This is a genomic window from Limnoraphis robusta BA-68 BA1 (genome assembly GCF_034932365.1).
GTDB classification, from domain to species: domain Bacteria; phylum Cyanobacteriota; class Cyanobacteriia; order Cyanobacteriales; family Microcoleaceae; genus Capilliphycus; species Capilliphycus robustus.
The window spans coordinates 19,697-33,219 of the sequence record NZ_JAYGHR010000081.1; the positions used below are offsets into that span (position 1 = coordinate 19,697).

Here is a 13,523-nt window from a genome sequence, read left to right on the forward strand (position 1 = left end):
ACTGCTAAGAGCAGAAATTTTTTGCTGTCATTCACCCTATTATCAGCAGTAATGTTGCGTGTTTCCATTATTATCCCAACCTTAAATGAGGCGAGTTCCCTAAACCGCACCCTGAATACTTTGCGTTTACTCACTCCCCCAGCTTGGGAAATGATTGTCGTAGACGGGAACAGCGAAGATGAAACGGCTTTGATCGCTAAGTCTGCGGGAGTTCAGGTGATTTCTTCTCCGATACGCAGACGTTCAACCCAAATGAACTTAGGCGCGAAACTGGCAACCGGAGAAGTTCTCTGTTTTCTGCACGCCGATACTTTAGTTCCCGATGACCTCGTGACTATTATTGCACAAACCTTATCGGATGCAAATATTGTTGCAGGGGGGTTTATTTCGCTGATGGCGGGTTCTCAAACGACTCGTTGGGGAATTTCCCTTCACAACTACTTGAAGACCTATTATGCGCCATTATTGTTTCGTCCCCATTTATTTTTTCGGGGACTGCGGTTACTCTTTGGAGATCAGGTAATATTTTGTCGGAGTCAGGCGTTTTGGGACTGTGACGGCTTTGATGAACATTTACCCATTATGGAAGATGCGGATTTATGTCGTAAACTGGTTTATATTGGACGGATTCGCTTAGTCAACCGGATTGTCCAAACCAGCGATCGCCGTGTTGCCCGTTGGGGTTCGTTCAAAGCTACGTTAATTTATCTTTATATTGGTTTTCTTTGGGGAATGGGTGTTTCCGCGAACTATTTGCAAAAGTTTTATCAAGATATTCGTTAACGAGAAATAGAATATACAAAAATTATGCTAATGTGAAGTAAGCACTACTTTAAAAATAGATTTCGCACTCTAAACTCAAGTCAGGGAGAGATGAACAGCAGATGTCAAGCTATAGTTCTGTGCAATACTTCTTAGAAGATTACCCGAGAACATTATTTCCCTTAGCTACTACTCAGATTCTTATTCAGAATCATGCAGACGAAATTTTGAAGTATATTTATGAAAAAGTATTAAATAAAGAAAAAGATTATTCATTTTTACCCCAACTCCATTGTTATGCCTCTAAAACAGGTTTTCACCTTCGGCGAACAGTTAAGTTAGATCCTGTTGCAGAATTATTTATTTATGATCTGGTTTATAAAAACAGAAAAACTTTTCGCCCGGATTTTTGTGAGGATAGAAAAAGCTTTGGTTATAGATTTGAAGATGGAAAACCCATTCCTCAAACTAAGAGTTATGCAGCATTTAAGTCATCTATTGCACAGGCGAAGAAACTTTATCGGTTCAGTGCAAAGTTTGATATAGGTTCCTATTTTAACTCAATTTATCACCACGATCTTGTATCTTGGTTTGGTGAAGGAGGTCGAAGTTTAAAGGACGCGGAATATTTGGGGCAATTTCTACGAGAAATAAATGCTGGTAGGTCTGTCGATTGTTTGCCACAAGGATTGCATCCATGTAAGGTTATAGGTGCAGAGTTTTTAAAATTTATTGATAATTCGATTCGGATAAGAAGTCAGCTTATGCTCCGTTTTATGGACGATTATTATCTTTTTGATAATGATGAGAGTATAATGAATTCAGATTTTCTGAAAATTCAGAGAATGTTGGGAGAAAAAAATCTTTTTTTAAATTCTGCAAAAACCAAAATAGGTCAAGTAGATGAAATTAATATTGGAAAAAACGTTGATGCTATTAAAGCAGAATTACTACAAGTTCGGCGGCATATTATTGAAGTTTCTGGTATCGATTTCGAGTTTGAGGAGGAGGAGGAAGAGGAGGAATATGAGAGCTTGAGTGATGAAAAAATCGATTATTTGCTACATCTTTTAAAAGATCCAGATATTAATGAGGAAGATGCTGAACTGGTTTTGATTCTACTCCGAGATTATGGAAGTGATGTTTTAGAGCGAATGAGAAGTTTTCTAGAACGTTTCCCAAGCCTTAGCAAAACTGTTTATACTTACTGCCGATATTTAGATGACAAAACAGAGCTATCTAACCTCGTTAAAGACTTTCTTAAAACCTCCAAAAATACAACAGAAAATCAATTGTTTTGGCTTGCTAAAATAACAGAAGATTATCTAATGAATTCTCATAACTATGCAGAAATAATCTATATGTTGTATGCTCATAGCAATGCAACAAGCTTGACAAAAGCAAAAATACTTGAGATTCCAGAGCATCGATTTGGATTACCCGAACTCCGATCTGAATACCTTCGTACTGGACAGTCAGATTGGTTATCTTGGTCAGCAGCAGTAGGTTGTCGTAAACAGGATAAAATCAGTAGGAATTATGTTCTAGGATACTTCTCTAATGCTAGCCCCATGAACAAACTGATATTTGATTGCATTTCAAAATTAGATAACACTGTATAACAATTCTGGCGCAGTGGACTGAAGAAGTAAGATAATATTCGATGAACTTCTATCACCCGTTCCCCGTTAACTGTTCCCTTTTTTCAATTGAGATGTACGGGTTTTTAAGTCTTCAATGGTAAACAAGGCTTCAAAGGTTAACCCCTTTTCCGCGTAAAGTTCGGCGCCCCCTTGTTGACGATCAACTAATGAAATAATCTGTTCAACGTGATATCCTGCATCTTGGAGTCGGGTAACAGCTTTTAAAGCGGACTGTCCGGTTGTCACCACATCTTCTAAGACTACAACATTCGCCCCACTGGGTAATTGTGGCCCTTCAATATAAGCCATTGTGCCATATCCTTTGGCTTCTTTTCGGATAATTAACCCATAAACAGGCTTATTTTCATAGGCAGAAACCACACTCACGGCCGATACAATCGGATCAGCGCCTAATGTTAACCCCGCAACCGCATCAGTATCAGATGGTAACATCGCACAAAGAAGCCGACCAATCGCTAAAGCCCCATGAGGATGCAACGTCACCTGTTTACCGTTAATATAATAGGAGCTTTGCTGTCCTGATGAAAGCACAAAGTCTCCTTCTTGATAGGCAAGCTGACAAAACAGATCCAGCAGCCAGTTCCGCACAGTATCCAGGGAAGCGGTTATCAGATCATCAGATTGAATTTGAAGTAGAGATTGATCCATAATGGCAGTAAAATATTTAAGAGGTTTCGGAAGTGTATGATTTTTTCTTCCCTGACTAACCTGAAAGTCTTGAAAAATAATAAGCTAATCTTTATCCTAATTGAAAATCGAGTTAATATTTAAACAAGATATCGAGGATAAGCATAATGGGTCTAACTTCAAAGTTCCTCAGTGGTGTGGTGGTCTTATCGGCAGTTTCAACGGTTTGGGCGACTCCGACATTGGCTCAAGTCGAAGTTCCAGTTCCTCCAAGAACGACATTGAACCCCGTTGCTGATGATTTTAACAGAGCGGCGTCTCGCAGTTCGGGAGATGTGTTTAAAGCGCAGTCTCTTATGGGACAAGTTCAGTTTATCTTTGGGGTGGGTTTCCCTTGGCCGAGTGGGGGAACGGGCGCATTTCCTGAACAAGCATTAGCAGCCGATACGCGAGACTTAATACTGTTGTACCGTGATGCTTTCCTCAAGCAATATGCCAGTGATCCGGTGATTCGAGTGGTTGATCTGCCCAATCCCTACAATACCTCAATTTTGACTCAACCTCTCTACAGCGAATTTAATCAGCCGACAGCCATTCCGTCTCGATAACCTCAACTTGTTCAAGGCACATCTCAGAGGGTCTGATGGTTGATGCACAAAAGTTTTATATTGTCAAGCGTCCGGCGGGAAATTGTGAAATCGTTTCGGATGAGTCTGTCAAACCGAGTCAGGAATCAGAAATCATCCAACAGTGGGGGCCGTTTGAGTCCTCCGATGAAGCGATCGCCCGTCGGGTCGGTTTAATTCGGGCGGGAAAATGTCAACCCCGATAAGGAGACATGAGGGGAAAGTGGATCAAATCGTAATTGATGAAAGCTGGTACCAACCGCAACCGGGGTTAACAACGTCTATTTCTGCGGGGGGTGTTGTCATCCGTCAAGCGAGAATTGATTGCAGCCTGCTTTATAAAACTGATATAACGCGGTACAAACCGTGTTAATGTTTACTTCCTGTCTTGCAAAGTTCCTTCTCGAGCGGTTTCCGCCGAGATCGGACTTTGCGCTGCATCACCCCGGACTGTCGGCTTCCCCCGGTCAGACAGGCTTTTTACCGAGAAGCCCTCGGCATAATGTAATAAATTCAGACTCGCATTATAGTCACGATCTTTGACTTCACCGCAAGCCTGACAGTTGAAAACCCGTTCTTTAAGCGGCATTTCTTGAACGTGACCACAGATTGAACAGGTCTTAGTTGACGGATAGAATCTATGAGCAAAAACTACAACTGAGCCGTACCACTCGGACTTATACTCAACTTGGCGGCGAATTTCATAAAAAGCAGAATCAGCAATAGCACCCGCTAACTTATGATTTTTTAACATCCCAGAAACATTCAAATCTTCTAACCCGATGACTGCGTGGTTTTTGCATAGCCATGAGGTTAATTTGTGAATTGTATCTTTTCGGATGTTAGCCACTCTTTTATGTGCTTTTGCGAGTTTCAATCTAGCTTTGTTCCTGTTACTGGAACCCTTCTGTTTTCTTGAGAGTTCGCGTTGAAGTCTGGCTAGATTTTTTTGAGCTTTTTTGTAGGCTCTGGGGTTAACAAAAACAGTACCATCTGAACAGGTCGCTAATACCTTAACCCCAACATCAACACCCAGGTATTCTCTTGATTTTACAGTCTGTTCAGGCTCAAATTCGTAAGCGACAGACAAATACCAAGAATCAGCGCTCCTGCTTATTGTGACTCGTTTGGTTTGAATTTCAGGAAGGGCTTCGTAAGTGTTAACCCATCCAATGAAAGGAAGCTTCAATCTCTTCCCCGAAAACCTCATTACCTTGCCACAGTTATCAATCGTAAAGCTATCGTTTCTGCCTTTTTTCTTGAATTTAGGATGTTCAGCAATGCCTTGAAAAAATCGGCTAAATGCTTCTCCCAAGTGCATGAAGGCAAATTGATAAACTCTAGAACTTAGCGTTGACTGCCAGGAGTATTGAGGTTTAATGTGATTGGTGTATAATTTTTTAAGCTTGTTTGTTGAAGGTTTTAGTCCTTCTTTATAAGCCTCGTTCCACATCGCTAAGGCCCAATTCCAGACCCATCTAGAATATCCTGCGTGTCGCAGCCCTTAAAGTCTTCTGTTTGTTGTTCAATTTTAACTTGGTATGATAGGCTCGTTGCATAGATATATTATCTGATCTTACGGATAGTACCGTGTTGTACTTGATCCGTCAGTCGGGGCGGGTTGAGAAAAGTGATTGATGAGAAACCCAGATCGAAGTGGAGGAGCGCCCCTACAGTGTTTCACCCATAAAAACTTACTTGGTTTTAGCTTGAGTCTTTTGAGCGGCAGCAATTTCTTGAGAGAGAACTTCGAGCGCTTTTGCAAATTGAGGATCGTCTAAAGTCCCAATCTTAGTCCGTTCTTTACGCAGTTGTTCCCGTTGGGCGTCGGTTAGATCAACTTTAACATCCGGTTGAATGCCTTCGTGGTTGATATCTCGACCGTCGGGAGTAAAATATTTAGCAATGGTCACAGCCAGTCCTGAACCATTTCCCACACCGCGAACCGACTGAACTAAACCTTTACCAAAACTCTTGCTTCCGACCAATAAAGCCCGTTCGTTGTCTTGTAAAGCCCCAGAGAGAATTTCACTCGCACTCGCCGAACCGCCATCAATCAGAACAACCATCGGTTTATCGGTTAAAGCCCGATTATTGGCTTTTTGACGGTCAAGTTCGCCCCGACGATCTACGGTAGAAACGATATCCCCTTCATTCATCAACATCCGAGCAATTTCAATACTCGCGTAGAGCAAGCCACCGGGATTGGAACGCAGATCTAGAATATATCCTGTGACATTTTGTTTCTCAAGCTCTGTGATCGCTTCTCGCATTTCATCGGCGGCGTTGGCACTAAACGTATTGAGACGAATATAGCCGACCGTTCCCGTTGAACTATTTTGAGTCGAGTAGCGTACCGGATGAATTTCGATTTTCGCTCGTTTAATGGGAACTACCATTTCTTCGGAACCCCGCAGAATGGTCAGTGTGACCTCGGTTCCAACGGGGCCACGGATCAACTTCACCGCCTCGTTGATATCCATGCCCTCTGTGCTTTGGCCATCAATTTTCAGAACAATGTCCTGAGCTTGAACACCTGCATCAAAAGCCGGAGAATCTTCAATCGGAGAGATGACAATCAGCTTTTTCGAGTCTTCATCTTGAGTCAATTGAATCCCTACACCTGTGAGTTCTCCAGAGGTATCAATCTGCATATTCTTGAACTCTTCCGGGTCCATGAAGCGCGTGTAGGGGTCCTTTAGCTTCTCTAGCATCTCCCGGATGGCTTCATAAGCCTGTTCATCACTGGTATAGTTCCGGTTCAGATATTCAGTCCGAACGGCTTTCCAATCAACTTGATTAAATGTTCCATCAACATAATTTTTTTCAATAATTTGCCAAACTTCGTCAATCAGTTCTTTAGGACTTTCTCGAAACGATGCTTGACTGGAGAGATGTATTCCTGCACCTGCAACGGCAACTGCTGCTAACATAACTGCCGTTGCACTGACAACAAGCCCACTTTTTGATACAACCATCTGTCTTATGAACCGGAGGAAAGGACTGCAATTTTATTATGCCCAATTTAGCACAGGCAATGCTAACTCATGTACTTCCAGTATACATATCTACAACCAGAAGGGGATATCAGGATAGCCTTGAAAGAGACAAGCCAACAATAATATCAATTCTGACAGCCTTTCAAATTTACCGCTTGTTTGAGGGCAATCTGTATAACGGACAACTTGAGTACAATGGGTAATCATCGTTGGATCTTGTCTCTTTTAGATTTACCTATGGATCAATCCAGCGTCCATCTGCTTTGATTAAATTAATTAATTCTTCAACTCCTTTGTCTTCTGGCACCTTTTTCACTTCTTCTCGTCCGCGATATAACGAGATTTGACCCGGTTGTTTACCGACATAACCGTAGTCTGCATCTGCCATTTCCCCAGGGCCATTGACAATACAACCCATCACCGCAATATCTAAACCGGTTAAATGTTTGGTGGCTTCTCGGACTTGATGCAGCACATTTTCGAGGTTAAACAAAGTCCGACCACAGGAAGGACAAGCTACATATTCAACCATCGTTTTTCGCAGTCCCAACGCTTGCAAAATACTATAGCAAACGGGAATTTCTTTTTCCGGTGCCTCGGTGAGAGAAACGCGAATCGTGTCACCAATTCCATCGGCTAATAACGTACCAATCCCTGCGGTAGATTTTATTCGACCATATTCACCATCTCCGGCTTCTGTGACGCCTAAATGCAGGGGATATTCCATTCCCAATTCATCCATGCGTTTCGCCATTAATCGATAGGCCGCTAACATCACGGGAACCCGAGACGCTTTCAAAGAAATGACTAAATTTTGGAAGTCTAAAGATTCACAAATGCGGATAAATTCTAACGCTGACTCAACCATTCCTTCGGGAGTATCGCCGTAGGTAAACAGCATTCGTTCGGCTAAAGAACCGTGATTAACACCAATTCGCATCGCTTTTCCTTGATCCCGCAAGGAAACCACTAACGGTTCTAAAGTTTCTCGAATTTTTTCGCCAATTTCATCAAATTCAGATTGAGTATATTCGCTGCGATCAGATTTGGGTTTTTCAAATACATATAAACCAGGATTGATGCGAACTTTATCAACGTGTTTTGCAACTTCTAAGGCGATTTTCATGCCATTATGATGAACATCCGCCACGAGGGGAACAGGTTGATAAGTTTGAGCGAGTTTTTGTTTAATTTCTCCGACGGCTTTGGCGTGACCCACACTCGGCACCGTGACTCGCACAATTTCGCAGCCAATTTCATGTAAACGACGAATTGCCGCTACTGAACCGTCGATATCCATTGTATCTTCATTGATCATCGACTGCACGACGACCGGATAACCCCCACCAATGGTAATAGTTCCGACTTGGACGGGACGGGTTTTGCGGCGATGAATCATTGTGTCAACAGGGGGTTGACTAGGGGTTGAATCTTCTGTGGGACGGGGTAGAGTTTGCATAGTGAGTTGTCGATGGCTGTAACAGAGATTTCAAAATATTTTTTCTCCTATTTATTAGGTTGCCATAGAAGGGGCATTTGTGGGAGAGGTGTTTTCAGTGACCAGTTTTACAGTGACCAGTGACCAGTGTTTTCAGTGACCAGTTTTGCAGTGACCAGTGACCCGTTTTTACAGTAGCTTGACTTGATTTTAGATATAAATCATTTTGTGGGTCATTCCACCATCAACAACTACATTGATACCTGTGATAAATGTTGCTTCTTCTGATGCTAAATAAACCACCATTGCGGTAATATCTTTCGGCTGTCCGACTCGTCCGACAGGGTGTTGTTGATGATCTTTTTCGGTCAGTTTAGAGGCTTGATATTCTGAGGTAACAATCCAACCGGGACTCACACAATTAACCCGAATATCCGGCCCTAAACTGTTTGCTAAGGCATGAGTTAAAGCGACTAAACCGCCTTTAGCTGTTGAATAAATTTCTGTATTCGGTTCTGACATTAAGGCGCGTGTTGAAGCAATATTGATAATTGTACCTTGATGTTTTCGCAAATGGGGAACCGCATATTTTGTACAGAGAAAAGCGCCCGTTAAATTAACGGTTAATACTTTATGCCAACTTTCTAAACTCAACTGTTCGATGGGGTCATTTTCAGGATTGGAAATCGCCCCATTATTCACTAAAATATCCAAACGTCTAAATAATTCTATTGTTTGATGGATGGCAGTTTTAACGGATTCTTCGTTAGAAATATTAGTCTGAAAAAATAATCAATTTATCTTGAACGGGTCTATTTTATCCAAGACTATAGCAAATCCCAACGCCTAAGTGCATCGATAGCGGCTTGTTTTTCAGCTTCTTTTTTCTTTTTTCCAGTTCCTTCGCCGTAAAATTCTCCATTAATTATAACTTGAACTTCAAAAGTTTTATCGTGATCGTTCCCCGTTTCATCAACCAGAACATATTCGGGAATGGGTAGATTATTTGTTTGTGCTATATTCTGCAAACGTCCTTTAGGATCGATTAAAGTTTGCTGAGGAATATGACTGTCAACTGTTCCAGTATCAACCGACTCAAAAAACGGTTTTATTAATTCTCGCACCGCTTCAATTCCAGAGTCTAAATAATAAGCGCCGATAACGGCTTCAAATGTGTTACTCAACAGCGAAGATTTTGTTCTACCGCCCTGTAATTCCTCTCCTTTTCCTAACTGTATCCACTCCCCTAAATTGAGTTGAATTGCAAATTGAGCGAATTGAGAATTATCTACAAGGTTAGAACGGCGACGGGTGAGTTCTCCTTCATCACGACGATGGGAATATTGTTCATACAGATAATCCCCCGCTAAAAAGTTTAATACAGAATCTCCCAAAAATTCCAATTGTTCATTATCGCCCTGAGTTTGTGTCGGATTTTCAAAAACATAAGTGCGGTGAGTTAAAGCCCGTTTAAGCAGTCTAGCATCTTGAAAGGGGATTTTTTCCAGAAGTTCTTTTAAACGTTCTCTAACGGATGATTCTTCGCCGGAGATTTGACTTTGATCGGGTCGAGATTGTTCTTTGAGTAACCGTTTTAATATTTCTTGTTTATGCTGATTAATTAACGTTTCCTGTTCTGCCGCACCAATTGTATTTAATAGCCGAGACATACTATCTAAAGCGCGATAGGTATCTTCTGTGGAAAAAGTAACTTGATGCGCCCATTTGTTACGAACGTCAATTAATTCACTGACTAAAGCCCTTTCCACTGAAGATAAATGAGGCTTAAAAACCTTCTCCCATCGCTTATTAATAATATTGAGGATTACAGAAATATCTTCTTTTAAAGTGTCTTCAAATGTTCGTTTTAATGTGGCATCTTTTGAGAGTGCTTTTTCAGCTTGAGAAAGCCATTGACCTCCATAAGCTTCTTTCATACGTTGTTCAAAATAAGGATATAAACCTTGTTTTAACAAGTCTAAGCATCGACCAATTCTGTCACGGTTGTTGATCATAGTAGGTTAGATGAGTTCTAATGGTTCATATGTTAACTACACAATCTTAACAACTTAATTCCAGAAATTATCCTGAAAATCCCCTGAAAATTTTTAGATTGTTTCATCTGTTATATCAGGATAGATAATTTCATCATTTACAATAATACAAAATTTATATGATTTTCACGGGTGTAGGGGCGTGTAGGGGCGTGTAGGGGCGTGTAGGGGCGCAAGGCTTGCGCCCTCTGATGCGCCCTCTGATGCGCCCTTTCATGGTCTGTTTCATTCAATTAAATCTAAATAATGCGTCAATTTTCACAAGCTAATATTGGGGTCGGGCGGGTTTAGTTTAATCTCTGATTTGTATTATAGATCTTGGCTGAACCCGCCCCTACGAGAATTTTATTTTTGAATAAAAACCCGGTTTCTTTGAGAAACCGGGTTTTTGGGGTTAGGGTTTTTAGAGGAATAAAAACCGGGTTTTTGGAGTTAGGGTTTTTAGAGGAATAAAAACCGGGTTTTTGGGGTTAGGGTTTTTAGAGGAATAAAAACCGGGTTTTTGGAGTTAGGGTTTTTGGGGTTAGGAATTGGACTGAAGTTGTTGTAAGCGATCGCGTAAAATCTCGGCTTGTTTTTCGGCTTCTGCTAACGCATCTCTGGCTGTTTGCACAACTTCTGGGTCAGCTTTATCGACAAAATTCCGATTACTTAACCGCCGAGAAATTGATTCGATTTCCTTCTGGACTTTCTCTAATTTTTTCTCGGTTCGTTGTTGTAAACCCGCAAGATCAACCACACCCGCCAACGGTATTAACGCTTGAACCGTACCAATTACACCCGCGATGGTTTGACCTAAATCTTCGGGTAAAGTCTCAGTAATATTCAAGGTTTCAATCTTCACTAAATCTTTGAGATAGTCTTCCCCTTTTGTGAGGATATCCCGTTCTTTTGCATTTTCACTTTGCAGAATTGCGGTAACTTTTACTTTCGGTTTAATATCTGCATCCGCCCGCAGGTTTCTTAACGTCCGAATAGTTCCAAAAATTAACTCGAATTCGGTTTCTAGTTCCTCATTAATTAACCCTGTTTCTAACTGTGGATAAGACTGAACCGCTAAACAATCTTCTTCGCCCGTTTGGGTTAACGTATGCCAAATTTCCTCGGTAATATGAGGCATAAACGGATGCAACAGCTTCAGAATTCCTTCTAAAACGTATGCTAATGTTTGTTGGGCGACTTGTTTTGAGGCTGTATTTTCACCTTGTAAACGGGGTTTAACCAGTTCAATATACCAGTCACAAAAATCACCCCAGATGAACTCATATTGTTCTCGGGCTGCTTCTCCTAAGCCGTAACTTTCCAGATAATCACAGGTTTGTTTAACGGTTTTATGGAAGCGAGACAATATCCATTTATCGCACAATTCTAACTTTTCGTTATCCGGTTGTCCCAACTGTTGAGGGCTTTTTCCCTCTAAATTCATCATCACAAACCGAGACGCATTCCAAATTTTATTGGTAAAGTTGCGGGAGGTTTCAACAGAACCCGATTCATCTTTTTCGCGGTCATATTCTAGACGAATATCCTGACCCGCCCCCATGACTTCTCGAATTAAAGTATATCGAACCGCATCGGTTCCATACTTATTAATCAGCAATAACGGGTCAATACCATTTCCGGCAGTTTTTGACATTTTCTTGCCGTTTTCATCGAGAATTAACCCGTGAATATAAACGGTTTTAAAGGGCATTTTATCCATAAAATATCCCGCCATCATCGTCATCCGGGCGACCCAGAAGAAGATAATATCAAAGCCTGTTGATAGGGTATTTGTCGGGAAATAGGTTGCTAAATCTGCCGTTTCTTCGGGCCATCCTAACGTTGAAAACGGCCATAAACCGGATGAAAACCAAGTATCTAATACATCGGGTTCTTGTTGCAATTTAACGTCTTTGCCAAATTTTTCAGTAGCTTTTTTAACGGCTTCTTCTTCGGTTTTGGCGACAACAAACGGCGTATTGTCGGTAATTTCTCCGTCTGTTTCGCTAACAGCATACCAAGCGGGAATTTGATGTCCCCACCACAGTTGTCGAGAAATACACCAATCTTCTAATTTTACCAACCAATCTCGATAAACTTTCATCCAACGTTCGGGTGCAAAAGCGGGAGAATCTTCGTTATCGAGACAATTTAACGCCTTATCAGCTAACGGTCTAATTTTCACAAACCACTGAGTTGATAATAGCGGTTCGATAGGAACTTTTCCGCGATCGCTATAGGGAACACTATGTTTATAGTCTTCTATTTTAACTAAAAATCCCTCTTTTTCCAACTGTTTAACCACATTTTTTCGGGCGACAAATCGATCTTCTCCTTCAAAGCTTCCCGCATTTTCATTCAACGAACCATTTTTATTTAAAATATTAATCATCGGCAGTTGATGACGTTGACCCATTTGAAAATCGTTCGGGTCGTGGGCGGGTGTTACTTTGACACAACCCGTTCCAAATTCTGGGTCAACAAATTCATCGGCGATAATCGGAATTTCCCGGTTCATAATCGGTAATGTTACCGTTTTTCCGATTAAATGTTTGTAGCGAGGATCATTGGGATTGACTGCAACTGCGGTATCGCCTAACATGGTTTCAGGGCGAGTTGTGGCGACTTCTACATAACCATTCCCTTCAGTTAAAGGATAACGAAAATGCCACAAATTCCCCTGAACTTCTTTATTTTCAACCTCAACATCTGACACCGCAGATTCACTCGCAGGACACCAATTTACCATGTATTGACCGCGATAAATTAGCCCGTCTTCATACAACCGAACAAAGGCTTCAATTACTGCATTGGCTAACCCAACATCGAGGGTAAAACGTTCTCTCGTCCAGTCAGCAGAAATTCCTAAACGTCGCAGTTGTCCTGTAATTGTACCGCTTGATTGTTCTTTCCATTCCCAAGCCCGTTCAAGAAATTTTTCTCGTCCTAAATCAAAGCGAGTTTTTCCTTCTTGTTTGAGTTGTCGTTCAATAACACTATGAACCGCAATACTCGCATGGTCAGTTCCGGGAAGATAAAGCGTATTATAGCCTTTCATCCGATGATAACGAATGAGGGTATCAATCAAGGAATTATTGAAAGCGTGACCCATGTGCAGGCTTCCCGTGACGTTGGGGGGCGGAATCATAATACAATAGGGTGAGCCGGGATGGTTGGGGTCGGCTTTGAAGGTTTGTTTCTCCTCCCAGTAGGTTTGCCATTTGGCTTCGGTGGTAAACGGGTCGTATTTGCTGGGAAGGTTAGGGATAGTTGAGGTCATGGGCGATAATTGCAGACAATGTGAGCGTTTTGATGCTCTTAACATTTTGCCACAAAGCCAGAAGACCTAGAAACTTAATCTCGAACTTCTC

The 13,523-nt window shown here is 41.5% G+C and carries 9 protein-coding genes and 2 pseudogenes; 4 read left to right on the forward strand and 7 right to left on the reverse strand.

All coding sequences use genetic code 11. The annotated features are described in order from the left end of the window. Positions 1–51: 51 nt before the first annotated feature. Together VB836_RS23780 and drt5 are read left to right on the forward strand one after the other, a co-directional pair. Positions 52–783 (forward strand): TIGR04283 family arsenosugar biosynthesis glycosyltransferase, encoded by a 732-nt coding sequence (locus VB836_RS23780; protein ID WP_323223172.1) that lies wholly within the window; start codon positions 52–54, stop codon positions 781–783. A 101-nt stretch (positions 784–884) separates the two neighbouring features. Then, positions 885–2,384 (forward strand): antiviral reverse transcriptase Drt5, encoded by a 1,500-nt coding sequence (gene drt5, locus VB836_RS23785; RefSeq protein WP_323223174.1) that lies wholly within the window; start codon positions 885–887, stop codon positions 2,382–2,384. A gap of 66 nt (positions 2,385–2,450) precedes the next feature. Here drt5 and pyrE read toward each other — a convergent pair whose 3' ends face one another. Continuing rightward, the gene (gene pyrE, locus VB836_RS23790) at positions 2,451–3,074 is read right to left on the reverse strand and encodes an orotate phosphoribosyltransferase (protein ID WP_323223176.1); all 624 of its coding nucleotides are present in this window, start codon (positions 3,072–3,074) and stop codon (positions 2,451–2,453) included. Between the two features lie 146 nt (positions 3,075–3,220). On the opposite strand from pyrE, the gene VB836_RS23795 reads away from it, so the two are divergent. Further along, on the forward strand, positions 3,221–3,661 hold the full coding sequence (locus VB836_RS23795; RefSeq protein ID WP_323223179.1) for a hypothetical protein: 441 nt from the start codon (positions 3,221–3,223) through the stop codon (positions 3,659–3,661). Between the two features lie 35 nt (positions 3,662–3,696). Next, the gene (locus VB836_RS23800; protein ID WP_323223181.1) at positions 3,697–3,885 is read left to right on the forward strand and encodes a DDE transposase family protein; all 189 of its coding nucleotides are present in this window, start codon (positions 3,697–3,699) and stop codon (positions 3,883–3,885) included. Between the two features lie 170 nt (positions 3,886–4,055). Here the strand turns inward: VB836_RS23800 and VB836_RS23805 are convergent. The 6 genes and pseudogenes from VB836_RS23805 to VB836_RS23830 all read right to left on the reverse strand — a co-directional run bounded on the left by VB836_RS23805 (position 4,056) and on the right by VB836_RS23830 (position 13,432). Continuing rightward, positions 4,056–5,238 (reverse strand): annotated as a pseudogene (locus VB836_RS23805) (RNA-guided endonuclease InsQ/TnpB family protein). 135 nt (positions 5,239–5,373) lie between these two features. After that, entirely contained in the window at positions 5,374–6,657 is a 1,284-nt protein-coding gene (gene ctpC / locus VB836_RS23810; RefSeq protein WP_323223183.1) for a carboxyl-terminal processing protease CtpC, read from the reverse strand. Between the two features lie 256 nt (positions 6,658–6,913). Continuing rightward, the gene (gene ispG / locus VB836_RS23815) at positions 6,914–8,137 is read right to left on the reverse strand and encodes a (E)-4-hydroxy-3-methylbut-2-enyl-diphosphate synthase (RefSeq protein ID WP_323223185.1); all 1,224 of its coding nucleotides are present in this window, start codon (positions 8,135–8,137) and stop codon (positions 6,914–6,916) included. Positions 8,138–8,326: 189 nt separating this feature from the next. Continuing rightward, positions 8,327–8,893 (reverse strand): annotated as a pseudogene (locus tag VB836_RS23820) (SDR family oxidoreductase); the annotation flags it as partial. Positions 8,894–8,943: 50 nt separating this feature from the next. Beyond that, the gene (gene rnc, locus VB836_RS23825; protein WP_323223187.1) at positions 8,944–10,131 is read right to left on the reverse strand and encodes a ribonuclease III; all 1,188 of its coding nucleotides are present in this window, start codon (positions 10,129–10,131) and stop codon (positions 8,944–8,946) included. Positions 10,132–10,693: 562 nt separating this feature from the next. Beyond that, complete coding sequence (locus tag VB836_RS23830; RefSeq protein ID WP_323223189.1) at positions 10,694–13,432, reverse strand: valine--tRNA ligase; 2,739 nt, start codon at positions 13,430–13,432, stop codon at positions 10,694–10,696. Positions 13,433–13,523 lie beyond the last annotated feature (91 nt).

Bases quoted from the DNA above. Each gene is read 5' to 3' on its own strand.
- VB836_RS23780 (WP_323223172.1), top strand. From the start codon at position 52: ATGTTGCGTGTTTCCATTATTATCCCAACCTTAAATGAGGCGAGTTCC.
- drt5 (WP_323223174.1), top strand. From the start codon at position 885: ATGTCAAGCTATAGTTCTGTGCAATACTTCTTAGAAGATTACCCGAGA.
- pyrE (WP_323223176.1), bottom strand. From the start codon at position 3,074: ATGGATCAATCTCTACTTCAAATTCAATCTGATGATCTGATAACCGCT.
- VB836_RS23795 (WP_323223179.1), top strand. From the start codon at position 3,221: ATGGGTCTAACTTCAAAGTTCCTCAGTGGTGTGGTGGTCTTATCGGCA.
- VB836_RS23800 (WP_323223181.1), top strand. From the start codon at position 3,697: ATGGTTGATGCACAAAAGTTTTATATTGTCAAGCGTCCGGCGGGAAAT.
- ctpC (WP_323223183.1), bottom strand. From the start codon at position 6,657: ATGGTTGTATCAAAAAGTGGGCTTGTTGTCAGTGCAACGGCAGTTATG.
- ispG (WP_323223185.1), bottom strand. From the start codon at position 8,137: ATGCAAACTCTACCCCGTCCCACAGAAGATTCAACCCCTAGTCAACCC.
- rnc (WP_323223187.1), bottom strand. From the start codon at position 10,131: ATGATCAACAACCGTGACAGAATTGGTCGATGCTTAGACTTGTTAAAA.
- VB836_RS23830 (WP_323223189.1), bottom strand. From the start codon at position 13,432: ATGACCTCAACTATCCCTAACCTTCCCAGCAAATACGACCCGTTTACC.